This is a genomic window from Variovorax paradoxus NBRC 15149, assembly GCF_001591365.1.
In the GTDB taxonomy this organism is placed as follows: Bacteria; Pseudomonadota; Gammaproteobacteria; order Burkholderiales; family Burkholderiaceae_C; genus Variovorax; species Variovorax paradoxus.
This window is the reverse complement of record NZ_BCUT01000002.1, coordinates 625,151-648,486: the sequence shown is the minus strand read 5'-3', so window position 1 is coordinate 648,486 and position 23,336 is coordinate 625,151. Positions and strand designations below refer to the sequence as shown.

General features: G+C 68.4%; 21 protein-coding genes. 13 read left to right on the top strand and 8 right to left on the bottom strand.

Annotated features, from left to right (window positions below; all coding sequences use genetic code 11):
• The first annotated feature begins 19 nt into the window (after window positions 1-19).
• Window positions 20-1,003: a Bug family tripartite tricarboxylate transporter substrate binding protein gene (locus tag VPA02S_RS17825; RefSeq protein ID WP_062365005.1), complete on the top strand. Its 984-nt coding sequence runs from the start codon at window positions 20-22 to the stop codon at window positions 1,001-1,003.
• 103 nt (window positions 1,004-1,106) lie between these two features.
• Here the strand turns inward: VPA02S_RS17825 and VPA02S_RS17820 are convergent, their stop codons facing one another.
• The 3 genes from VPA02S_RS17820 to VPA02S_RS17810 form a co-directional block, all read right to left on the bottom strand.
• Window positions 1,107-2,615 carry a PPC domain-containing protein gene (locus VPA02S_RS17820; protein WP_155736597.1) on the bottom strand — a complete coding sequence of 503 codons (1,509 nt, stop codon included), beginning with the start codon at window positions 2,613-2,615 and terminating at the stop codon, window positions 1,107-1,109.
• A gap of 138 nt (window positions 2,616-2,753) precedes the next feature.
• The gene (locus VPA02S_RS17815; RefSeq protein WP_062365003.1) at window positions 2,754-3,854 is read right to left on the bottom strand and encodes an ABC transporter ATP-binding protein; all 1,101 of its coding nucleotides are present in this window, start codon (window positions 3,852-3,854) and stop codon (window positions 2,754-2,756) included.
• 30 nt (window positions 3,855-3,884) lie between these two features.
• Complete coding sequence (locus VPA02S_RS17810; protein WP_018904771.1) at window positions 3,885-4,649, bottom strand: FadR/GntR family transcriptional regulator; 765 nt, start codon at window positions 4,647-4,649, stop codon at window positions 3,885-3,887.
• A 164-nt stretch (window positions 4,650-4,813) separates the two neighbouring features.
• Here VPA02S_RS17810 and VPA02S_RS17805 point away from each other — a divergent pair, with 164 nt between their 5' ends.
• From VPA02S_RS17805 to VPA02S_RS17770, 8 genes are all read left to right on the top strand, one after another.
• A complete protein-coding gene (locus VPA02S_RS17805; protein WP_062365002.1) occupies window positions 4,814-6,181 on the top strand; it encodes an ABC transporter substrate-binding protein in 1,368 nt (455 codons plus the stop codon).
• 25 nt (window positions 6,182-6,206) lie between these two features.
• Complete coding sequence (locus VPA02S_RS17800) at window positions 6,207-7,109, top strand: carbohydrate ABC transporter permease (protein ID WP_062365001.1); 903 nt, start codon at window positions 6,207-6,209, stop codon at window positions 7,107-7,109.
• Window positions 7,106-7,942 carry a carbohydrate ABC transporter permease gene (locus VPA02S_RS17795; protein ID WP_015865752.1) on the top strand — a complete coding sequence of 279 codons (837 nt, stop codon included), beginning with the start codon at window positions 7,106-7,108 and terminating at the stop codon, window positions 7,940-7,942. The genes VPA02S_RS17800 and VPA02S_RS17795 overlap by 4 nt, the downstream gene beginning before the upstream one ends.
• Before the next feature lie 4 nt (window positions 7,943-7,946).
• Window positions 7,947-8,750 carry a shikimate dehydrogenase family protein gene (locus tag VPA02S_RS17790; protein WP_062365000.1) on the top strand — a complete coding sequence of 268 codons (804 nt, stop codon included), beginning with the start codon at window positions 7,947-7,949 and terminating at the stop codon, window positions 8,748-8,750.
• Window positions 8,751-8,774: 24 nt separating this feature from the next.
• Window positions 8,775-9,758, top strand: a complete 984-nt coding sequence (locus tag VPA02S_RS17785) for a Bug family tripartite tricarboxylate transporter substrate binding protein (RefSeq protein WP_062364999.1) — start codon at window positions 8,775-8,777, stop codon at window positions 9,756-9,758.
• Window positions 9,759-9,778: 20 nt separating this feature from the next.
• The gene (locus tag VPA02S_RS17780) at window positions 9,779-10,597 is read left to right on the top strand and encodes an aldolase/citrate lyase family protein (RefSeq protein ID WP_062364998.1); all 819 of its coding nucleotides are present in this window, start codon (window positions 9,779-9,781) and stop codon (window positions 10,595-10,597) included.
• Window positions 10,598-10,623: 26 nt separating this feature from the next.
• The gene (gene araD / locus VPA02S_RS17775) at window positions 10,624-12,387 is read left to right on the top strand and encodes an L-arabinonate dehydratase (RefSeq protein WP_062364997.1); all 1,764 of its coding nucleotides are present in this window, start codon (window positions 10,624-10,626) and stop codon (window positions 12,385-12,387) included.
• A 115-nt stretch (window positions 12,388-12,502) separates the two neighbouring features.
• Window positions 12,503-13,282 carry a sulfite exporter TauE/SafE family protein gene (locus tag VPA02S_RS17770; protein ID WP_081247574.1) on the top strand — a complete coding sequence of 260 codons (780 nt, stop codon included), beginning with the start codon at window positions 12,503-12,505 and terminating at the stop codon, window positions 13,280-13,282.
• A gap of 21 nt (window positions 13,283-13,303) precedes the next feature.
• Here the strand turns inward: VPA02S_RS17770 and VPA02S_RS17765 are convergent, their stop codons facing one another.
• The 5 genes from VPA02S_RS17765 to VPA02S_RS17745 all read right to left on the bottom strand — a co-directional run bounded on the left by VPA02S_RS17765 (window position 13,304) and on the right by VPA02S_RS17745 (window position 18,958).
• Window positions 13,304-13,771, bottom strand: a complete 468-nt coding sequence (locus VPA02S_RS17765; protein WP_062364996.1) for a MarR family winged helix-turn-helix transcriptional regulator — start codon at window positions 13,769-13,771, stop codon at window positions 13,304-13,306.
• A gap of 79 nt (window positions 13,772-13,850) precedes the next feature.
• On the bottom strand, window positions 13,851-14,816 hold the full coding sequence (locus tag VPA02S_RS17760) for a PDR/VanB family oxidoreductase (protein ID WP_062364995.1): 966 nt from the start codon (window positions 14,814-14,816) through the stop codon (window positions 13,851-13,853).
• Window positions 14,813-15,871 carry an aromatic ring-hydroxylating dioxygenase subunit alpha gene (locus VPA02S_RS17755; RefSeq protein ID WP_062364994.1) on the bottom strand — a complete coding sequence of 353 codons (1,059 nt, stop codon included), beginning with the start codon at window positions 15,869-15,871 and terminating at the stop codon, window positions 14,813-14,815. Before VPA02S_RS17755 ends, VPA02S_RS17760 begins: the two co-directional genes overlap by 4 nt.
• Before the next feature lie 44 nt (window positions 15,872-15,915).
• Window positions 15,916-17,253, bottom strand: coding sequence for an MFS transporter (locus VPA02S_RS17750; RefSeq protein WP_081247573.1), 1,338 nt, complete (start codon window positions 17,251-17,253; stop codon window positions 15,916-15,918).
• Between the two features lie 199 nt (window positions 17,254-17,452).
• The gene (locus VPA02S_RS17745; protein WP_230537800.1) at window positions 17,453-18,958 is read right to left on the bottom strand and encodes a sensor domain-containing diguanylate cyclase; all 1,506 of its coding nucleotides are present in this window, start codon (window positions 18,956-18,958) and stop codon (window positions 17,453-17,455) included.
• 383 nt (window positions 18,959-19,341) lie between these two features.
• On the opposite strand from VPA02S_RS17745, the gene adh reads away from it, so the two are divergent.
• From adh to VPA02S_RS17725, 4 genes are all read left to right on the top strand, one after another.
• The gene (adh, locus tag VPA02S_RS17740; RefSeq protein WP_062364993.1) at window positions 19,342-20,862 is read left to right on the top strand and encodes an aldehyde dehydrogenase; all 1,521 of its coding nucleotides are present in this window, start codon (window positions 19,342-19,344) and stop codon (window positions 20,860-20,862) included.
• A 131-nt stretch (window positions 20,863-20,993) separates the two neighbouring features.
• Window positions 20,994-21,434, top strand: coding sequence for a hypothetical protein (locus VPA02S_RS17735; RefSeq protein WP_244883571.1), 441 nt, complete (start codon window positions 20,994-20,996; stop codon window positions 21,432-21,434).
• Between the two features lie 117 nt (window positions 21,435-21,551).
• Window positions 21,552-21,902 carry a hypothetical protein gene (locus VPA02S_RS17730; RefSeq protein WP_062364991.1) on the top strand — a complete coding sequence of 117 codons (351 nt, stop codon included), beginning with the start codon at window positions 21,552-21,554 and terminating at the stop codon, window positions 21,900-21,902.
• Window positions 21,899-23,326: a TolC family protein gene (locus VPA02S_RS17725; RefSeq protein ID WP_062364990.1), complete on the top strand. Its 1,428-nt coding sequence runs from the start codon at window positions 21,899-21,901 to the stop codon at window positions 23,324-23,326. Before VPA02S_RS17730 ends, VPA02S_RS17725 begins: the two co-directional genes overlap by 4 nt.
• The last annotated feature ends 10 nt before the right edge of the window (window positions 23,327-23,336 follow it).

Genomic DNA, 23,336 nt, shown 5'->3' with positions numbered 1-23,336 from the left:
CGACAACAGAGACAACACCATGCCCTTCATCCAACGTGCCGCGGGCCTTTTGCTCGCCGCACTCGCATTGGCCCCGGTCGCAGCGCTCGCGCAGACCGAATGGCCCGCCGCCAAGACCATCACCTACGTCGTGCCCTTCACGGCCGGCGGCTCCACCGACATCGTGGGCCGCATCCTGTCGAACAAGCTGCAGGAGAGCCTTCACCAGTCGGTGGTGGTGGACAACAAGCCGGGCCAGGCCGGCGGCATCGGCGCGGCCTACGTGGCCAAGGCGGCGCCCGACGGCTACACGCTGTTCGGCGGCACCATCAGCACGCACGCCATCAACGCCAGCCTCTACAAGAAGCTGCCCTACGACCCGATGAAGGACTTCGAGCCCGTGTCGCTGGTCGGGCGGCTGCCCAACGTGCTGATCGTCAACAGCCAGCTCGGCGTGAACTCGGTGGCCGAACTCATCGCGCTGCTCAAGAAGGACGAGTCCAAGCGCACCTTCGCATCGTCCGGCGCCGGCACCTCGACGCACCTGGCGGGCGAGATGTTCGCCGACATGATCGGCGTGAAGCTCACGCACGTGCCGTACAAGGGCACGCCGCCGGCCATGACCGATGTCGCGTCGGGCCTGGTGCCCTTCATGTTCGACCAGGTGACGGCCGCGCTGCCGCTCGTCAAGAGCGGCCGGCTCAAGCTGCTGGCCGTGACCACCGGCAAGCGCATCGCGCTGGTGCCCGAGCTGCCGACCATGATCGAGTCGGGCGTGCCGGGCTTCGAGATGTCGTCGTGGCAGGCCGTGTATGCGCCCAAGGGCACGCCCAAGCCGATCGTGCAGCGCCTGAACGCCGAGATCGTCAAGGCGCTGAAGCAGCCCGACGTGCAGGCCAAGCTCTCGGGCCAGCTGGCGATGGAGATCGTCGGCAGCACGCCCGAGGAACTGCGCGACCACATGGCGCGCGAGATCCCGCGCTGGGCCGAGCTCGTGAAGAAGTCGGGCGCGACCGCGGACTGAGAATCTGCCTGGAGTTCCCACCCCTCTCGCGGCGCATCAGGCCGAAGCTTTCGCCGCCGACGCCGAGCCGGGTGCACGGCGAAAGCTCTTCAGGAGGCGGGCCTCAGTCGTAGCTGGCGGTCAGGCCGACCGACGAGTACGCGCTGCGTCCGTGGATCGCGATGTAGAAGTCGCCAGGCAGGGGATTGCTGATCGCGATGGCTTCGTTGCTGCCGTTGACGTAGGGGCGATAGTCCCAGGCCGTCAACGACGGAAGTGCGCCGAGGCGAACGTACATGTCGCCATCACCACCGCCGACGGGGCCGGTCATGTTGACGTTGAGTTGCGCGACGCCGGGTGGGACGGTGATCCTGTAATAGCTCCAGCTGTCGGTGCCGCCGGCCAGGCCTTGGACGGCCTGGTTGTCCAGGAGCTGCACAAGGGGCGGGCGGGTGTCCATCTTGAAGGAGCGCACCATGACGTCCCACCCGGTCCCGGCAGAGGTGCTGACCCATGCCACTGCAAAATTTCCCACCGGGTCCATGGCCAGCAGCGGGTTGGCTCCAAATTGCGGTTGTGGCGGGTCGACCCGGAATTCATCGGCAATCGGCGTTCCGTCGCTGCGAAATTGTCTGGCCGCCAACGTGGAGCTTTGGGGGCCGCCGACCACGCCGCTCGATGCAATCCATGAAACGACAAAATCGCCGTTCTCTGCAACTCCCGGGTTCGGCCCGGGTTGGCCTTCGTGGATGCGCTGGTTGACCCGCACCACTCCGCTGCCGGGGTTGCCATTCGCGTCATAGGGGCGGGCGTAGATGTTCCAGGTGTAGTTGTCATCCTGGGAAGCACTCCAGCTGATGACGGATCTTCCGCCGGGGTCCATGGCGATGCGGCCGCCTGAACTGTAGATCGACCGGATGGCGCCGACGACAAGCGCCGGAGTCAGCGCAACACCTGCGCGGCTGAAGCGCTGGATCATGATGTTGGATTGGTTTGCCGTGGGACCGGGCCTGGTCGCAAATGACAAAGCGATGTTGCCTGCATCGTCGGTGGCAATCGAACTGGGGCCGGAGAGCTTGTCCGGGGCATCCGATGCAACGATGACTTCGGGACCGAGGGCAACTCCGCGGGTATTGAATCGCCTGATCGCAATCGTCCGAGGCGCCCCTTGCGAGGCGGAGCGCGAGTAGGCAGCAGTGATATTGCCATCCGTGTCCATGCTGGCGACCGTGCTCGATGAATCCGGAGTGGTTTGGAAACTGGAGAGCAGAGTGCCGCTTCTGTCATAGGCCGTGACTCTTCCCGGGTCGCTTCCGAAGACGAAGTTGCCGATGCGGTCGACCGAGAAATTCGCATACGCCGGAGGCGCCTGGATCAGGTGTTTGGTCAGATAAGGCGTTCCTGACGACCTGATTCTTTGAGCGTATGTGGCATTTGCCGCGGCGTCGGACCAGATCAGAAGTTTCTCGCCGTTCGATCCTGCGGAGAAGTAGACCGGACGCTGGTTGCCCGCGGTGGCGGTATTCACCATGACGGGATCGCCGAGCGGCGCGGCCTGCGCCAGAGAAGCAGCGGCAAATCCCGACAGGCAGCCCAGTGACATCACAAGTCGTCGCAGCAAGGTGTGGGGCATGGATTCCTTCTTTCGCGATGGGCATCCGAGGGCGTCCCTCGATCCGCGGGAATCATGATGTCGGGGTCGATGAAGTTGTCAACGTAGAGTTAAGTTGCCATCGGTGCTCCGCGTGAGTCCTTTTGGCAGCGGTAATGCTCAAGCCGCCAGCCGCCGCTCCTCGCTGCCCAAGGCCATCCCCTCGGCATCGAAGAAATGAAGCGAGGCCGGCGCGATCGCCAGGCGCAGGGTGCCCGAGAGATCCGCTGCGGCATCGGGCGCCATGAGCACCAGCTCGCCCAGCGACGAGCGCAGGTAGCAGTACGCGCGGTCGCCCAGCTGCTCGACCGCCAGCGTTTCGCAGCCCTGCAGTTCGAGCAGCACTTCGCCGGGCGCAGGTTCGCCGATGCGTGCCTGCTCGGCGCGAAAGCCCAGCGTGACGGGCTGGCCCGGCATGCGGCGCGGTATCTGCACGCGGGCATCGCCTAGCCGCAGCAGCGTGCCGTTCGCGTCGCCCTGCGCGGCATCGATCTTGAAGAAGTTCATGCGCGGCGTGCCGATGAAGCCCGCCACGAACAGGTTGGCGGGCGAGCGGTACAGCGCGAGCGGCGAGCCCACCTGCTCGATGCGGCCCTTGCGCAGCACCACGATCTGGTCGGCCAGCGTCATGGCCTCGGTCTGGTCGTGCGTCACGTAGACGGCAGTGGCCTTCAGCGTGCGCTGCATGCGCGCGATCTCCAGGCGCAGCTTCACGCGCAGCTCGAGGTCGAGGTTCGACAGCGGCTCGTCATAGAGGAACACCTCGGGCTTGCGGATCATCGCGCGGCCCATCGCCACGCGCTGGCGCTGGCCGCCCGAGAGCTGGCGCGGATAGCGCTCCAGGAGCGGCGTGAGCTCGAGCTTGTGCGCGATCTCGTCCACGCTGCGCTCCTGCTCGGCGGCCGTGGCCTTGGCCATGCGCAACGGAAAGGCGAGGTTCTGCCGCACCGTCTTGTGCGGATAGAGCGCGTAGTTCTGGAACACCAGCGCGCAGCCGCGCTCGGCAGGCGGCACATCGTTCACCACGCGGCCGCCGACCAGCACCTGGCCGCCGCTCGGCGTCTCCAGCCCCGCGATCATGCGCAGCAAGGTCGACTTGCCGCAGCCCGAAGGCCCGAGCAGCACCGTGACCTGGCCGTCGGGCATGGTGAGATCGATGCCGGGGATCACCTCGACATCGCCGAAGCGCTTGCTGATGGATTGGAGTTGGATCTCTGCCATGGTGGTGGGTTGCTTGCTGATAAGGAGGGGTCAGGCCGGCGGCGTGGCGCCCGACCTGGCGACCCCGCGCTGGATGTTCGATTCGGTGAGGCCGAGCAGCTCTTCCATGGCCTTGCGCGCCGCGGCCGGCTTGCGGGCCCAGATCTGATCGAGCACCGCGCGGTGCATCGGCAGGCTCTTGCGCGGCGCGCCCGGCTGGCGCGTCGACAGCTCGAAGGACATGCGCAGCGCCGCTTCGATGGTGGCGCCGAAGGCCACCAGGAACGGATTGCCGGTGGCGCTGAGGATCGCCTGGTGAAAGCTCAGGTCCGGCCCGGCATAGGCCACCGGGTCCATGCCGGCGGCGTCCATCAGGCGGTAGGCGCGCTCGATCGCGGCAATGGCCGCGTCGGGCGCCGAAGCGGCCGCAATCTCGCAGGCGGCCGGCTCGACGATGCGCCGCAGCTGCATCAGGTGCTGCGCCATCTGCGCGCGGTCGTGGCCCGACCAGGTCCAGCGCAGCACGTCCTCGTCGAGCATGTTCCATTGCATGCGCGGCAGCACCCGCGTGCCGGCCTTCTGGCGCGACGCGAGCAGGCCCTTGGCCTTCAGCCGCGTGAGCGCCTCGCGCACGGAGGTGCGGGCCACGCCCAGTTGCTCGGCCAGTTCGACCTCGGTCGGCAGCGTCGATTCGTCATCCCATTCGCCGCCGATCACGCGCCGCGCGAGCGCCTCCGTCACGGCCAGCGGACCGCGCCGCGCGGGCGTGTCCGTGGCGGCGGGTTTCTTCGGCGTTTTGGTTTTATGGTCTGACATATTTATTGGTGGAATGAGCTTATATGGATGAGTGGCGCAGGGAATTCCGGGTTTTCCATGATCTTTGGAATCTTATTTGTCTGTCATATTCGCTTCCACGAGCAAGTTGAACATGCCGGCCGCCCTCGTTGCGCCGCGTGATTCTGATCGAAAGAGAGACAAGCATGAGCCTCCTGCACTCCCCCGCCGTCGACACGCGGCGCCGCCGGTTGATCAAGGCCGCGGCCGCCACGGCGGTGGCCGGCGCCGGCAGCGCGCTGGCCTTTCCCGCCATCGCGCAAGCCAAGCCCTTTGCCGGCCTCAAGCTGCGCGGCGCCGCGTACCAGCACGGCTTCTTCAACATCCTGCGCAAGTACATCCCGGAGTTCGAGCAGCAGACCGGCATGACGGTCGACCTCCAGCTGTCGGCCTTTCCGGTCTACAACCAGCAGGCCGACCTGGAGCTGTCCTCGGGCGGCAGCGCCTGGGATTTCTGCAACGTCACCTTCATCCTGGCCGCGCGCTGGGTCGCGGCCGGCCTGCTCGCCAACCTGAGCGACTTCGCGGCCGACCGCAAGCTCACGCCCGCCAGCTGGAACCCGGACGACTTCGTCAAGGGCGCGCAGCTGCCGTACCTCGACAAGGCCGGCAAGGCCTACGGCTTCGCATGGGAAGGCGGCGCGATGCTCATGGGCATGAGCCGCACCGACCTGATGAAGAAGCGCGGGGTCGAGGCGCCGCAGACCTTCGACGAATTGATGAAGGTCTGCGAGGCGGTGCACGGCCAGGACGGCGTGACGGGCTTCGTGAGCTCCAACCTGCACCACTGGTTCCTGCCGCCGTACATCCACGGCTTCGGCGGCGACCTGTTCGCCAATCCGCCGGCCGACATCAAGCCCACGCTCGACTCGGCTGCGGCGGTGCAGGCGGCGGGCTTCTATTCGACGCTGCTGTCCAAGTACAGCCCGCAGGGCGTGCTCGGCTACACCGAGGACCAGGCGCGCGCCGCGCTGATCGGCGGCCGCTCGAACATCTTCATCCATTCGAGTTCCTGGGTCACGGCGATGCTGAGCTCGCCGGAGAGCAAGGTGAAGGACACCGCGCGCGTGGTGCGCATGCCGGCCGGCCCGAAGGGCGACTTTCCCGCCGCCAACAGCCAGGGGCTCGGCATTCCGAAAAACGCGAAGAACAAGGAAGCGGCCTGGGAGTTCATCAAGTGGGCGCTGAGCCCCGAGCTCACCGCGCGCATCGTGAAGGACACCGGGCATCCGTCGATCTGCCGGCGCTCGGTGATCGAAAGCGCCGAGTACAAGCGCATCAACACCATCAACGGCCAGGACATCGGCAAGCTCTATCTCGAAGTGCTCGAGCAGCCCGGCAAGACGCGCAACTACATGGCGTACCGCACGGTCAAGGAGTTCCCGCTGGTGGGCGACGTGCTGAACAAGGCCGTGGAGCGCGTGGTCTCGGGCCAGGCGCCGGCCGCGGATGCCATGAAGACGGCGCAGGAGGCCGCGCTCGGCAGCCTGCGGCGCGCCGGAGCCAAGGTATGAGCGCAGCAGCGCCAAGGGTGCAGAAATGAGCGTGAAAGGTGCCTCCTACGAGGCGCAGCGGCGCCGCTTCGTGCGCATGGCGATGGCGCCGAGCCTGCTGTTCCTGCTGGTGGTGGCGGGGCTGCCCACCGTCTTCCTGCTGGTCACGAGCCTCACGCCCGGGGCGCTGGTGAACCCGGGCTCGCTGGGCGACTTCTCGGAGCCGCTGCGCAACTACAGGCTGCTGGGCAGCGACGAGCGCTTCGTCGGCTCGCTCGGCGTGCAGGCGCGCCTTTCGGTCTACACGGTCGTGCTGCAGGTGCTGCTGGGCACGGGGCTCGCGCTGCTCGTGCATTCGGGGCAGGAGCGCTGGAAATCGCTGCGCCACCTGTTCGTGATTCCGATGGTGCTGCCGCCGATCGTCGTCGCAGTGATCTGGAAGCTGGTCTACACGCCCGACATCAGCCCGATCTACCAGGCCGCCCGCATGCTCGGCGTGACGCTGCCGGCGCTCACCACGCACGTCGACTTCGCGCTGTGGTCCATCGTCATCGCCGACACCTGGGAGTGGGCACCGTTCACCTTCCTGATGGTGCTTGCCGCCTTGCAGACGCTGCCGGCCGAATACGTCGAGGCCGCCCGCATGGACGGCGCCGACGCCTGGCGCGTGTTCGGCCACATCGTGCTGCCGTACATCGCACCGGTGCTGCTGGTGTGCACCCTGTTCCGCCTCATCGACAGCATCAAGGCCTTTCCGCTGATCTTCCTCTTGACCGGCGGCGGACCGGGCTCGGTGACGGAGGTGACCAACTACTACGCCTACCTCGTGGCCTTCAACTTCGGCGAGCTCGGCTATTCGAGCGCGATCACCGTCGTGCTGCTCGCGGCCACCGTGCTGATCAGCTGGGGCGCGATGCGCGTGAGCCGCAATGCGGGAGGTGCGGAATGAGCACCAATCGAATGGCGTCGCTGCGCCGGCGCTGGCCGCTCGCGCGCTGGGCCGTGCCGCTCGTCCTGTTCGCGATGCTGCTGCCGTTCCTGTGGCTGCTGCAGATGTCGTTCAAGCCGACGCCGCTGATCCTCGAGTTTCCGCCGCGGGTCTTCTTCATGCCCACGCTGGAGCACTACGTGGGGCTCTGGCAGGCCGGCTTTCCGGAGTCCTTCGCCAACAGCCTGGTCACGAGCATCGTGTCGACGCTGCTCGCGCTGGTGTTCGGCATTCCGGCGGCCTACGCGCTGTCGCGCTGGACCGGGCGCGGGCGCTTCGGCCTGGGCCTGGGCATCCTGCTGACGCGCATGGCGCCGCCGATCGCCTTCACGATCCCCTTCTTCCTGGCGTATCGGTATCTCGGCCTGCTCGACACCCGCACCGGCCTGATCCTCATCTACATGACCTTCAACCTGCCGCTGGTGATCTGGATGATGCAGCCCTTCTTCGACGCGGTGCCGGCTTCGCTCGAAGAGGCGGCGCTGATGGACGGCGCGGGCTACGCCACCGTGTTCATGGAGATCGTGATGCCGATGGCGGCCGCCGGCATCGCGGCCACCGCGATCCTGTGCTTCCTCTATGCCTGGAACGACTTCTTCTTCGCGCTGATCCTCACGCGCACCGATGCGCGCACCGCGCCGGTCGCGGTGGTCAACTTCATGAACTACGAAGGCTGGGAGTGGGGCAAGATCGCCGCCGGCGGCTCGCTGGTGATGGCGCCCGTGCTGGTGTTCTCGATGCTGGTGCGGCGCTACCTGGTCAGCGGCCTCACGGCCGGCGCGGTGAAGGGCTGAGGCGATGGTCCCCGCAAACCTCAGCGGCGCGACGCGCCTCGTGCCGATCCTCGCGCACCCGGTCGACCACGTGCGCGCGCCGCGCATCTACAACCCGGCCTTCGCCGCCGCCGGCCTCGACTGGTGCCTGGTGCCGATGGGCGTGCATCCCGGCGACTTCGCAGCCACCGTGGCGCAACTCGCGCGCGTGGACAACCTGCAGGGCCTGAACCTCACGATCCCGCACAAGGCCGCGGCGCATGCGCTGTGCGCGCGCCTCGGGCCCGAGGCGCGGCGCACCGGCGTGGTCAACACCATGCGCATCGATGCCGATGGCCAATGGTCGGGCGAGAGCTTCGATGGCGTGGGCTTTGTCGATGCCGCACGCGCACACGGCGTGCTGCGCACCGATCGGCCGGTGGTGCTGGTGGGCGCGGGCGGTGCGGGCACCGCCATTGCCTTCGCGCTGGCCGCGGCCGGCGTGCGCGAGCTGCACATCGTCAACCGCGAAGCCGAGCGCGCGCAGCAGCTGTGCACCGAATTGCGCAAGGCGTATCCGGACATCCATGCCGACACCAGCGCCGGCAGCCTGGGGCGCGCCGGCCTCGCCATCAACGCCACCTCGCTCGGCCTGCACGCGGGCGACCCGATGCCCTTCGACCCGGCGCAGCTGCCGGCCGATGCGGCGCTGTTCGACATCATCGCCGCGCGCGACACCGAGCTCATGGCCGCGTGCGCCGCGCGCGGGCTGCGGGTGGTCGGCGGCAAACCCATGATCGACCACCAGGTCGCCGCGCAGATCGCGTTCTGGCGCGGCGCCGCCGCATGAACAACACTTGATCCAGGAGACTCCATGAAGAAATTCGCAAGGGCCGCGATGGCCCTGTCGGCCATGGCGCTCGCCGCCACACCCGCGCTGGCGCAGCCCAAGGCCGACTATCCGCACAAGCCCATCGTGCTGGTCGTGCCGCAGCCCGCGGGCGGCGCGGCCGACCAGTTCGCGCGGCCCTTCGGCCAGGCGCTGTCGCAGCGGCTGGGCCAGCCGGTGGTCATCGACAACCGGCCCGGCGCCAACGGCAACATCGCGGCCGCCTACGTGGCGCGCAACCAGCCGGCCGACGGCTACACCATCTTCTTCGGCTCGGTCAGCACGCTGGCCGTGAACCCGCACCTCTACAAGGCCACGGGCTTCGACGCGCTGAAGGACTTCCAGCCGATCACGCTCACCAACCAGACGCCCAACGTGCTGGTGGTGGGCGCGGGCACGCCCTACAAGACTGTGGCCGACGTGGTGGCGGCCGCCAAGAAAGAGCCCGGCACGCTGAGTTTCGGCTCGGCCGGCAACGGCAACACCATGCATCTCACGGGGCTGCAGTTCGAGGCGAAGACGGGCACCCGGCTGATCCACGTGCCCTACAAGGGCGGCCCCGCCGCGCTCAACGACGTGATGGGCGGGCAGATCCCGATGATGTTCCACAACCTCTCGGCCGTGCTCGGGCAGGAGAAGGGCGGCCGCGTGCGCGTGCTGGCCGTGGCCGACACGCAGCGCTCGAAGCTGCTGCCCAACGTGCCGACCATGGCCGAGGCCGGCGCGCCCGGCGTGGTGCAGCTCGCATGGAGCGGCATGCTGGTGCGCAGCGGCACGCCCGCGCCGGTGGTCGAGCGGCTGCACAAGGAGATGGTTGCGATCCTGAAGGAGCCCGCGTTCCGCAAGCCGCTGGAAGAGCAGGGCTTCGATGTACTCTCATCGACGCCACAGGCGTTCGCCGAGCGCCTGAAGGCCGACCACGCCGCGATGGGCGAGGTCATCAAGGCCGGCAACGTGAAGATCGACTGACCCCGCAAAGGACCGAACCCATGCCCTCGCGCAACACCTTCAAGCACGCCCTCGCGGCGAAGATCCCGCAGATCGGCCTCTGGTCGACGCTGCCCGACCCCTACATCTCCGAGCTGCTCGCGGGCGCCGGCTTCGACTGGATGCTGCTCGATGCCGAGCACACGCCCGGCGATCCGACCACCATGCTGCGCCAGCTGCAGGCGGTTCAGGCCGAGCGCGATCGCCCCACCTCGGCCGTGGTGCGCCCGCCCTGGAACGACCCGGTGCTGATCAAGCAGTACCTGGACATCGGCGCGCAGACGCTGCTGCTGCCCTTCGTGCAGAACCGCGCCGAGGCCGAGGCCGCCGTGGCCGCCACGCGCTATCCGCCGGACGGCATCCGCGGCATGGGCGGCACGGTGCGCGCCACCCGCTTCGGGCGCGACACCAGGTACGTGGCCGAGGCCTCCAGCGAGATCTGCGTGCTGGTGCAGGTCGAGACCGTCGAAGCGCTCGAGCACCTGGAGGACATCGCAAACGTCGACGGTGTGGACGGCGTCTTCATCGGCCCCGGCGACCTGTCGGCCAGCATGGGCGTGGCCGGCCAGGTCAACCACCCCACGGTGCGCGCCGCCATCGACCGCGCCATCGCGCGCATCCTCGCCTGCGGCAAGGCGCCCGGCATCCTCATGAACGACGAGCCGCGCGCGCGCGAGCTGCTCGACCTTGGCGCGCTCTTCGTGGCGGTGGCCAACGACCAGCTGCTGCTGCGCAAGAGCGCCGACGACATCGCCGCGCGTTTCAAGCAGCGCGGCGCACCCGCCGCCTCCGCCTCGGCGCCGGCCCCCGCCACCTATTGAACCCAGAGATCCAGAGAACACACCGCATGTCCACAGAAGCCGCCCGCCCCAAGACCCTGCAGGAACTGCGCAGCCAGCGCTGGTTCGCGAGCGACGACATCCGCGGCTTCGCGCACCGCCAGCGCATGCAGCAGCAGGGGCTCGCGCGCGAGGAGTTCATGGGCCGGCCGGTCATCGGCATCGTCAACACCTGGAGCGAGCTCTCGCCGTGCCACGCGCACCTGCGCGAGCGTGCCGAGTCCGTCAAGCGCGGCGTGCTGCAGGCCGGCGGCTATCCGCTCGAGCTGCCCGCGCTGAGCCTGGGCGAAGTGATGGTCAAGCCCACGACCATGATCTACCGCAACCTGCTGGCCATCGAATGCGAGGAGCTGCTGCGCAGCCTGCCGATCGACGGCGTGGTGCTGATGGGCGGCTGCGACAAGACCACGCCCGGCCTGGTCATGGGGGCACTGTCGATGGACATCCCCGCCATCTTCCTGCCCGCCGGCCCGATGATGAATGACCGCTACAAGGGCCAGGCCGTGGGCGCGGGCACCCACACCAAGAAGTTCTGGGCCGAGCGCACCATCGGCAACATCGGCGAGGCCGAATGGATCCGCCTCGAAGCGCGCATGACGCGCACGCCCGGCACCTGCAACACCATGGGCACGGCCAGCACCATGACCGCCATTGCCGAGGCCATGGGCCTGTCGCTGCCCGGCGCGATGAGCATTCCGGCCGTCGACTCCGAGCACAGCCGCATGGCCTGGCGCTGCGGCGAGCGCATTGTCTCGATGGTGTGGGAAGACCTGAAGCCCTCGCGCATCGTCACCAAGGCATCTTTCCTCAACGCCGTGGCCGCCTACATGGCGCTCGGCGGCTCGACCAACGCGGCGGTGCACCTGCCCGCGATGGCGGGGCGCGCAGGCATCGAGCTGAACATCGACGAGCTCGACGCGATCGCGCGGCGCGTGCCCGTCATCGCCAACCTCTATCCGTCGGGCGAGAAGCTGATGGAAGACTTCCACTACGCCGGCGGCCTGCCGGCGGTGCTCAACAGGATCGCGGCGCACCTGGACCTGTCGGCGCGCACCGTCACCGGCCGCACGCTCGGCGAGAACATCGCGGGCTGGCCCGCGGAGGACGACGGCACCATCCTCGACCCGGCCGCGCCGCTCAAGCAGGGCACGCCCGAGTGCCCCGAGGCCGGCATTGCGCTGGCCGTGCTGCGCGGCAACCTGTGCCCCGACGGCGCGGTCATCAAGCCTTCGGCCGCCACGCCCGAGCTGCTGCGCCACACCGGGCGCGCGCTGGTGTTCGACTCGAACGCCGAGATGCTCGCAGCCATGGCCGACGAAGAACTCGACTGCGACGCGTCGACCGTGCTGGTGCTGCGCAACGGCGGCCCGGTCGGCGGGCCCGGCATGCCCGAGTGGGGCAACCTGCCGATTCCCAAGAAGCTGCTGCGGCGCGGCGTGCGCGACATGCTGCGCATTTCCGATTCGCGCATGAGCGGCACGCACTACGGCACCTGCGTGCTGCATGTGTCGCCGGAGTCGGCCATCGGCGGTCCGCTGGCGCTGCTGAAGACCGGCGACACGGTGCGCCTGGACATCGGCGAGCGCCGCCTCGACATGCTGGTGTCCGACGAGGAACTGGCCGAACGCCGCAAGCAGTGGACGCCGCCCGCACCGGCCTACGCGCGCGGCTACACGAAGATCTTCCAGCACGAAGTGACGCAGGCGCACCTGGGCTGCGACTTCGCGAGCCTGGCCGGCAACGCGCCCACGCCCGAGCCGCCGATCTACTGAAAAAAGCGCCCCGCGCCTTGCGCGCGGCGCAGCGGAATCGGCCACCGGCCGTTCGGGGACAATACGGCCCGCGACATTCGGGCCCGACGCGGCCCCTCGACGATTTTCTTTTCCGGTGCAAGCGATTCTTTCCGAAGCCGGCCCCGTGCTGGTCTTCATGGCCTGCGTGGCGCTGGCCACTTATGCGCAGAACCTCACGGGGTTCGCATTCAGCCTCATCCTGCTTGGCCTGGTGTCGGTGTTCCACGTCGCCAGCGTGGGCGACACGGCCAACGCCGCCACGGTGCTGAGCCTGATCAATGCATGGACCTATTTCCGCGCGCGGCCCGGCGTGGTGCCGTGGCGGCTGATGAAGCCGGCGCTCAACGGCAGCACCGTGGGCGTGATCGCGGGGCTCATGCTGCTCACCTGGCTCAGCGGCGGCGCGGTGAACTGGCTGCGCGGCCTGCTGGGCGTGTCGATCCTGGGCTGCGCGCTGCTGCTGGTGCTGCAGGGCCGGCCGCAGCCCGCGGTGTCGGGCCGCACGAGCTTTGCCGTCATCGGTGGGTTGTCGGGCGTGCTGGGCGGGCTGTTCTCGAGCTCGGGGCCGCCCATCGTCTTTCACATGTACCGCCAGCCGCTGGAGCGCGAACTGGTGCGCCGCGCGCTGCTGCTGATGTTCGCGTTCAATTCGCTGGTGCGGCTGGTGATCGTGCTGCCCACGGGGCACTTCTCGTGGCGCGCGGCGCTGCTGGCCGCCTGCGCGATGCCGGTGGTCTACGGCGTGACTCGGCTGCACCACCGGCTGCCCAACAAGCTGCAGCCGCGCACCCTCCAATGGCTGGTGGGCGGCCTGCTGGCCGCGGCGGGTTCGACGCTGGTCGCGAGCGCGTGGCTGGCGATTGCGCAGGCCTAGCGGGCCCGCCCGCTCCTTGCCTCACGCGCGCATCGGCGCGCGGCTTCTGTCGTTGTTGGCCGTGACGAACTTGGCGAGCAGCTTCATGAAATCGCGACGCTCCTGCTCGCTCATGGTGCTGAAGAGCGCATCCTGCATCTCGGCCATGGCCGGCACGGTCTGCGCGAGCAGCTCGGTGCCCTCGGCCGTGAGGCGCAGTTCGCGCTGGCCGCGCGCGAGCACCTGGCGCGTGATCCATCCCTTGGTCTCCAGCCGCGCGGCAATGTCGGCGGCGGTGGAGGTGTCGAGCGCCACCTGCTGGGCCAGCGTGACCTGGTCGATGCCGGGCTTCTTCTGCAGGGTGCGCAGGATCGCGTACTGGACCGGTGTGATGTCGCGCCCCAGCTTCTCGTGGAACACCGACACCGCGATCTGGTGAGCCCGGCGGATCAGGTGTCCGGGCTGGTCATTGATGTCGATCTCGGTGGCGTCGGAAGTGGGGCTGGGCATGGATGTCGAAACCTGAATCGGGTCCCGGCGGTAAGGACGGAGCCTGCGATTCTATGGCGCCGCTGCGACGCGCCCGCGCCTACAGGTCGAGCACCAGCATCGGCGAGCGCGAGCGCGAGCAGCAGGGAGTGAACTGGTCGTTGGCCGCCTGTTCTTCGGGCGACAGGTACATGTCCTTGTGGTCCGGCTCGCCTTCGAGCACGCGCGTGAGGCAGGTGCCGCACACGCCCTGTTCGCAGGAGGTCGCCACCTCGACGCCCGCCGCGGCAAGCGCCTGCACCACCGTGCAATCCTTGGGCACCGTGACGATGCGCCCAGAGCTTGCGAGCTTGACCTGGAATTCCGCATCGGTGTCCGACGCGGCGATCTCGGCCGAGAAGAACTCGTAGTGCAGCTGGTCGGCCGGCCAGCCGGCGGTGCGCGCGCCATCCAGCACCCAGTCCATGAAGCCCTTCGGGCCGCAGACATACAGGTGCACGCCGGGCTGCGGCGTGCCGATTGCCGCCGGCAGCGACAGCTTCTGCGCCGCGTCCCCGTCGTCGAAGTGGAACTGCACCTGCGATGCGAACGCGGACTGCGCGATGCGTCCGGCAAAGGCGGTGCGCTCGCGCGAGCGCGTGCAGTAGTGCATCTCGAACGGCGCTGCGCTCAGTGCCAGCCGCTCGGCCATGCACAGGATCGGCGTCACGCCGATGCCGCCTGCGATCAGCACGCTGCGGGTGGCCGCGTGGGCCAGCGGAAAGTGGTTCTTGGGTGCGCTGATGCGCAGCAGGCTGCCTTCCTGCACCAGTTCATGCATCGCCTGCGAGCCGCCGCGCGATGCGGGATCGCGCAGCACGCCGATCAGGTAGCGGTGGCTCTCCTGCGGATCGTTGCACAGCGAGTACTGGCGCGTGAGGCCGTTCGGCAGGTGCACGTCGATGTGCGAGCCGGCCGAGAACGCCGGCAGGGCCTGCCCGTCGGCGTGCACCAGCTCGAAGGTGCAGATGTCCGGCGCCTCCGCATGCTTGCGGGCGACGCGTACGCTCAGTTCGGAGGCGTTCATGCCGCACCTGCCGCAGTTGCCGGGGCGGCTTGGCCTTCCTGCGCGATCAGGCGCTCCAGCACGCGGCGCGACTGCACGCCGCCCGAGTCGATGTTGAGTTTCAGCAGCGAGCGGGTGGGGTGCGCGAGCAGGTTGCGCTGCTGGGATTCGAGCATCTCCAGGTCTTCGCTGAAGATCTTGCCCTGGCCTTCGCGGATCGATGCGGTCAGCGCCTTGTCGTGCGGCTGGAAGTTGCGCGCCATGCCCCAGAAGTACCAGTGCGAGGTCTCGGTCTCGGGCGTGATGAAGTCCACCACGATGCTCGACACCTTGTGCGCCGCGTCGGCGTCGTAACCGCCCTTTCCGGCGTGGGCGACGCCCACCTCGATCAGCACGTGGCTCGGCGGCGTGAAGCGGCAGATCTGCCAGCGGTCGACCGGCACGTCGTCGGCCAGGTGGTTGCCGCGCAGCGCCATGCGCCAGAAGGGCGGCGCCGAGATGTTCTCCATGAAGCGGCTGGTGGTGACCTGGTCGCCCTCGGTCTTGGTGGTGGTGGGCGTCTCGTCGATTTCCTTCTGGCCGATGCTGGTCGAGTGCACGTAGGTCTCGTGCGTCAGGTCCATCAGGTTGTCGATCATCAGGCGGTAGTCGCACTGGATGTGGAACAGGCCGCCGCCGTAGGCCCAGTCGGGGCTTTCGGCCCATTCGAGGTGATGCAGCTTGGCCGGGTCGGCCAGCGCGGGGTCGCCGGGCCAGATCCAGACGAAGCCGTAGCGCTCGATCACCGGGAAGGAGCGGATCGGCGGAAAGCCGCGCACGCGCTGCCCGGGCATGGCAACGGTCTTGCCGTCGCAGCCCATCTCCAGCCCGTGGTAGCCGCACACCAGCTTGCCCTCGACCACGCGGCCCAGCGACAGCGGCGCGCCGCGGTGCGGGCAGAAGTCTTCCAGCGCCGTGGCCTTGCCTTCCGCAGCGCGGTAGAGCACCAGGTTCTCGCCACAGATCTTGCGGCCCAGGGGCTTGTCGTCGATCTCGTTGCCTGTGCAGGCCACGTACCAGGTGTTTTTCGGGAACATATGGCTTTCCTTTTGGATGGCTGGGTTGGGAGGAGAAGGGGTGTTCAATGGGCGCTGGCCACGCGGCCGGCCGGCTGTGCCTTGGCGCTGCGGCGCAGCGCGAGCACGGCCGCCATCGCCGCCACCAGCGGCAGCGCGTAGGCGTAGTAGAGATGCGGCGGCTGCCAGCCGCGGTCGAGCAGCATCCCGGCGATGAGCGGCGCGAGGATGGCGCCGATGCGGCCGATGCCGATCGCCCATCCCATGCCGGTCGTGCGCACGGCGGCCGGGTAGATCACCGGTGCGAACGCATAGAGCCCGGCCATCGAGCCGAAGATGAATCCGCCGATCAGGAAGGCGATCGCGAACGATGCGCCCAGGTGCCCGGTGGCCGCGCCGAATGCGGCCATGGCCAGCGCCGTGATGACGAGGCTGGCGGCCGTCAGGCGCCCGAGGTCCAGCCGCGCGACGAGCAGCCCGAACAGGCTGCCGCCGACGATGCCGCCGATGTTCAGCAGCACGCCGCCGGTGATGCCCTCGCGCGCCGACAGCCCCGCCGAGACCAGCAGCTTCGGCGTCCAGCTGAGCGCAAAGTAGAAGCCGAACATCAAGAGGAAGAACGCTGCCCACAGCAGCAGCGTCGAGCGCGCCAGGCCTGCGTTGAACAGGCTCGCCACCGTGGAGGCGGAGCGCTCGCCGGCCGGCGGCAGCGGCGGGAGTTCGGCCAGCTCGGGGCGCTTCATCTGGCGCAGCAGCGCGTTGAGCTTGCGCAGCGCGCCGGCGGGGCGCCTGGAGACGAGGAAGTCGACCGATTCGGGCAGGCGCCACAGCACCAGCGGAATCATCAGCGCCGTGGCCAGGCCGCCGAAGACGAAGACCGACCGCCAGCCGTAGTGCTCCAGCAGCACGGCGGCAATGCTGCCGCCGATGGTCGCGCCGATCGGATAGCCCGTGGCCTGCAGGGCCACCGCGGTGCTGCGCCATTTGTTCGAGGCGTATTCGGAGGTGATGACGCCGACGCTGGCCAGCATGCCGCCGATGCCCAGGCCGGTGAGCGCGCGCAGCGCCGCCAGCTGCGTGCTGCTCTGGGACAGCGCCGACAGCCCCATGCCGAGCGCGATCACCACCAGGCACAGCAGGATGATGGCTTGCCGTCCGAAGCGATCGGCCAGCGGTGCGAGGAACAGCGAGCCGGCGGCCATGCCGAACAGGCCGGCACTGAACAGAACGCCGAGCTGCGCGCCGCTGAGCTTCCACTCGGCCGACACGCTGGCCGCGGTGAAGGCCATGACCAGCACGTCGAAGCCGTCGAGCATGATCAGCGTGATGCAGATCGTGATCGCGCTCCACTGGAAGCGGCTCATGGGGCCTTCGTCGAAGGTCTTGCGTAGATCGTGGGTCAAATTTTGTCTCCTTGTGCAGGGCAGCCAAGTACATTGCCGGCGCTCCTGGATTCAGTACACTGAACGACAATCAGTGTACTGAACCATGGTCCATCGAATCAAGGGGTCAGACACTGGGGTTTACCCTGCGTGAAAGGGCGAACGAACCGAAGGGGCTACTCGAAGCCGCGAGAAAGGCGGGCTGAGGCTCAGACCCGCGTCACGCCGCCAGCGGCTGTCCCGTCGAGGCGCACACGCGGTTGCGCCCGCCCGACTTGGCGGCGTACAGCGCCTTGTCCGCGGACCGGATCAGTTCCTTGGGCTGGCCGCCGATGCCGGCCTGGGGACTGAGCGCATCCACGCCGGCGCTCAGCGTCACGAATCCGTCGGCGGTGCCCGCATGTTCGATCTTCAGCTCGCGCACGGCGCTGCGGATGCGTTCGGCCAGCATCACGGCGCCCGCCACGTCGGTGTTCGGCAGCAGCACCGCCAGCTCTTCTCCGCCATAGCGCGCCGCAAGATCTCCCGGGCGCCGCGACGCGACGCGCGCGATGGTGCGGCCGATGGTCTGCAGGCACTCGTCGCCCGCCGCATGGCCGTAGATGTCGTTGTATTGCTTGAAGCAATCCACATCCATCATGATCAGCGCCAGCGTGCTCGCGTTGCGCGCGGCGCGGCTGTATTCGCTGTCCAGCGCCACGTCGAACTGCCTGCGGTTCGCGAGCCCGGTCAGGCCGTCTTCCATGGCCAGGGTGTTGAGGGTCTTGTTGAGCGTTTCGAGCGCATCGCGCGCCTGCCGCAGCTCGGCCTCGGTGCGGGTCTGGAGCTGGAACTGCCGCACCAGGCGCCATCCGATGAAGCCGACGATCAGGCTCAGCAGAACGACGCCGCCCGAATGCCACAGCGTGTCGCGCCACCAGTTGGCCAGGATCTCGTCCTTGGACAGCGCCGCGGAAACGAACAGCGGGTAGTTGTCCAGGCGCCGGAAGCTGTTCAACCGTGTCACGCCGTCCTGCGCCGACTTGATGTAGGCCGTGCCGACCGGCCCATGCGCGGCGTAGGAGCGAAAGAGCTGGGTCTCCAGCATGTTCCGTCCCACCATGTCGGGGCTGTAGGGCCGCCGGGTCATCATGGTTCCGTTCTCGAGCACCAGCGCCACAGCGCCGGCCTGGCCGATGTCCAGGCTGTCGTAGAACCTGGAGAAGAAGTCGACGTGGATCGTCGCGAGCGCCACGCCGGCAAAGCTGCCGTCCGCATGGTTGATGCGCCGCGAAACCGGCACCAGCAGACGGCCGCTGGTACGGCTTTGAACCGGAATGCCGATGTGCGGTCCGCGCTCTGCGTGCGTGCGGTGGAAGGCGAAGTACTCGCGGTCCGCGTTGTTCAGGTTCTCCGGCCGCGTGGGGCGGGAGTTCGCAATCCAGTTGCCGTCCTGGTCGTAGATGTGCAGGCCGTCGAGCTGGGGGAGCTCGGCAACGCGCAGGGCCAGCAGCTGGCGAAGCCGCGCCACGTCGGATGGATCGGTGCCGTCGTGCTCCACGCGCTCGACCATGCCGACCAGCACGGTGTCGGCCTTCTTGATCGTGTCGTCGGCCTGCTGCGCCATGGCGCGCGAGAGGTTCGACGTGGCCACGTTCATCTGCTGGAGCTGGTCGGTGCGCGCCTCCCAGCTGTTCCAGAAGTCGATCGCCAGAAGGCTGAGGCAGACGACGGCCACGAAAGCCATGGTCCGGGCGGTGATGGAGGGTCCGCGAATCACTACGCGCTTTCGGGGCAAGGAAGCATGGCGGCGGAAGGAAGGATGGGGTGGCTCGCCGGAGGCGAACGCGGCCCCAATGTATCCGAATGCGACGCCCAGCGCGCATTCGGCAGCCGCTCGATCTTGTGTGCCAGCGGCGGGTGTCTTGTCCCGTTTAGTGACAGCTGCTCACCGCGACACGCAGCGCTGTTGCAGCCTGGCGCAGGAAATCGGGCCGATGCATGTGCCAGATCGGGCGAATGACCTCCAGGACCGCGTGGCATGGCCCGTGCAATGCAGCACCCGGGACCGCGCGGCATCCGGCTTGCGCGGCCGCCTTCCACCCCTTTACCCGACGGAGACAAGAGACCATGCAATACGCGAGCCCCAACACCCCCGGTGCCAAGATCGACTTCAAGCCGGCCTACGACAACTTCATCAACGGCAAGTTCGTGCCGCCCGTGAAGGGCCAGTACTTCGACGTGATCACGCCGATCACCGGCAAGCCCTACACGCGCGCCGCCCGCTCGGGCGCGGAGGACATCGAGCTCGCGCTCGACGCCGCCCACGCGGCCGCGGGCCAATGGGGACGCACCTCGCCGGCCGAGCGCGCCAACCTGCTGCTGAAGATTGCCGACCGCCTGGAGCAGAACCTCGAGCTGCTCGCCTATGCGGAAACCGTGGACAACGGCAAGCCGATCCGCGAGACGCTCAACGCCGACATTCCGCTGACCATCGACCACTTCCGCTACTTTGCCGGCTGCCTGCGCGCACAGGAAGGCGCGCTGAGCGAGATCGACGAGAACACCATCGCCTATCACTTCCATGAGCCGCTGGGCGTGGTGGGGCTGATCATTCCGTGGAACTTCCCGATCCTGATGGCCGCGTGGAAGCTCGCGCCCGCCATTGCCGCGGGCAACTGCGTGGTGCTCAAGCCCGCCGAATCCACGCCGGTGAGCATCATGGTGATGGCCGAGCTGCTGGCCGACCTGCTGCCGCCCGGCGTGCTGAACATCGTGAACGGCTACGGCCGCGAAGCCGGCATGGCGCTGGCAGGAAGCAAGCGCATCGCGAAGATCGCCTTCACGGGCTCCACCGCCACCGGCCGCGTCATCGCGCAGGCCGCGGCCGGCAACCTGATCCCGGCCACGCTGGAACTCGGCGGCAAGAGCCCCAACATCTTCTTCGAGGACATCGCCGACGCGGACGACGACTTCTTCGACAAGGCCATCGAAGGCCTGGTGCTGTTCGCCTTCAACCAGGGCGAGGTCTGCACCTGCCCGTCGCGCGCGCTGATCCAGGAATCGATCTACGACAAGTTCATGGCGCGTGCGCTCGAGCGCATCAAGGCCATCAAGCAGGGCCATCCGCTGGACACCGACACCATGATGGGCGCGCAGGCTTCGGCCATCCAGATGGACAAGATCATGAGCTACCTCGCGCTCGGCAAGGAAGAGGGCGCGCAGTGCCTGACCGGCGGCGGCCGCGCGCAGCTCGGCGGCGAGCTGGCCGGCGGCTACTACATCGAGCCCACGCTGTTCAAGGGCCACAACAAGATGCGCATCTTCCAGGAGGAGATCTTCGGCCCCGTGCTCGCCGTTGCCACCTTCAAGACCGAGGCCGAGGCGCTGGAGATTGCCAACGACACGCCCTACGGCCTGGGCGCCGGCGTGTGGACGCGCAACGGCAGCACCGCCTACCGCATGGGCCGCGCCATCCAGGCCGGCCGCGTGTGGACCAACTGCTACCACGCCTATCCGGCGCACGCCACCTTCGGCGGCTACAAGGAATCGGGCATCGGCCGCGAGACGCACAAGATGATGCTCGACCACTACCAGCAGACCAAGAACCTGCTCGTGAGCTATTCGCCGAAGAAGCTCGGCTTCTTCTGACGGCACGGCGGCGCCCGAAGATGACGGCGCTGTAATCCAGCCGACGGGAAACCATCGGGCTGGATGGCTAGAGTGGCAGGCATGCCCGTCGAATACGGACAGGCATTGCCGCTCTATCTACAATGTTCCGCATGCACCGGGTTCGCCTCTTCGTCCTCTTGATCGTGATGTTTGCCGTGCCCTTCCAGGCGTACGCGGCTGCCGCCATGGTCTTTTGCGGACCGGGCCATGAGGGTGCGGCCCTGGCTGCTGCGGCAGCCGCCGCGCCGGCCGAAGCGCATCGGCATGCGCAGCAGGCGCACGGCGATGGGCATGCAGGCCATCAGCACCACGAAGCTGCCGCGCAGGACGCCGGGACATCTTCCGGCGACCAAAGCGCTCACGCCGACACCCACGCGTCGCCCGATGGCATGCACAAGTGCGGCACCTGCGGCGCCTGCCACGCCACCGCGCTCACCAGCACGCTGGAACTGATCGTGTTCCAGGGCCTTCCCCGCGCCGACCTCGCCGAGCCCGCCAGCACGGTGGCCACGGTCGCGCCGCGCCTTCTCGACAAACCTCCTCGCGCCTGAAGCGTTCGTGCGCCTGCGCGCGCCCGGTCACGGGCCGCAGCAGCGCGCATGCATCGCCTGCGTCACGCCCCTTCGGGCGGCCGTGACGCATTCCGTTCATGAACACGCGAGGATTCCATGTTCCCTTCATTGCCGGCCCGTTGGCTGGCTGTTCTTCCGGCCATGGCAGCGGCGCTCGCTGCCGCGGCCCAGCCGGCACCGGCCTCCGCGCCGCGCGCTGAAGAGGCAGCCACCCGTGCGCCCACCACGCTGAGCTACAAGTCCGCGCTCGAGGGCTATCGGCCCTTCACCGACGACAAGCCCGTTCCCTGGAAAGAGGCCAACGAGACCGTCCGCCAGCGCGGCGGCTGGAAGGCCTATGCCGAAGAGGCGGCGGGTGGGGCAGGTGGCGGCGCCTCCGAGGCACCCGCCGCGCACCAGGGGCACGCGATGCCCATGCCTCCCGCCAGCAAGGAGAAGAAGCCATGAAGCGCGCCTTGCGCCTCACGGCCGCGGCCGCTGCTGCGGCCCTCTTGCTGGCCGGCTGCGCCTCGGTCGGCATCGACGACGCGCTGCAGGACACCAACACCCAGGCCCAGCAGTTCACCGGCGGCAAGCTCGAACTCAGCCGCACGCAGGAGCAGCGCGACCGCCGCGCGGCGCTCGCGCAGGAGCTGCTGTCCAGGCCGATTTCGCAAAGCGACGCGGTGCAGCTCGCGCTCACCAACAGCCCCGCGGTGCAGGCGCTGGTCGCGCAGAGCTGGGGCGACATCGCCGCGGCGAACCAGTCGAGCCGGCTGCCCAACCCGGTCTTCAGCTTCGAGCGCATGCGCCTGGGCAGCGAACTCGAACTCGGACGGCTCCTGTCCTTCGGCCTCGTGGACCTCATCCTGCTGCCGCAGCGCCTGTCGATCTCGCGCAGCCAATCGAGCCAGGCCAAGGTGCAGCTCACCGGCGCCGTGGTCGACCAGGTCACGCAGGTGCGGCAGGCCTGGGTCCGCGCGGTGGCCGCGCAGCAGATGCTGCGCTATGCCGAGCAGGTCAACCGATCGGCCCAGGCCAGCGCGGAACTCGCGCGGCGCATGCAGCAGATCGGCAACTTCAGCAAGCTGCAGCGCGCGCGCCAGCAGGTCTTCTATGCCGATGCGACCACGCAGCTGGCCTCGGCGCAGCACGCCGCCACTGCTGCGCGCGAGGAACTGGTGCGTGCCTTGGGGCTCGACGATGCGCAGGCCGCTCAACTGGCCTTGCCCGATCGGCTGCCCGATCTGCCAAAGGCGCCGCGCGAGGCCAAGGAAGTGGCCGCCACCGCGACCGAGCAGCGGCTGGACGTGCAGCTCGCGCGCGCGCAGCTCGACGTGGCGGGCAAGTCGCAGGGCATCAACCTGCTGTCGACCTTCGTCGACGTGGAGGTGGGCGGCCGGCGCGACACCGTGTTCGACAACGCCGAAGGCACCAAGGGCACGCGGCGCGGCTTCGAGCTGGACATCCGGCTGCCGCTGTTCGACTGGGGCTCGGCGCAGCGCGACGCACTGAACGCGCAATCGCTGGCCGCGGCCAACCGCTACGACGCCACCGTGCGCGGCGCTTCTTCCCAGCTGCGCGAAGGCTACTCGGCCTACCGCACTGCCTACGACATCGCGCGGCACTACCGCGACGAGATCGTGCCGCTGCGCCAGGCCATGGCCGACGAGAACGTGCTTCGCTACAACGGCATGCTGATCGGCGTCTTCGAGCTGCTGGCCGAGGCGCGCGACCAGATCTCGAGCGTGAGCAACGCCATCAACGCCCAGCAGCAGTTCTGGCTGGCCGATGCCGCGCTGGCGGCCTCGGTGATCGGCAAGCCCACGGCCTCGGGTGCTTCGACCGCCAGTGCGGGCGCTGAAGCCGCCTCCGCAAATGCCGGCCACTGAGCGCAGCACC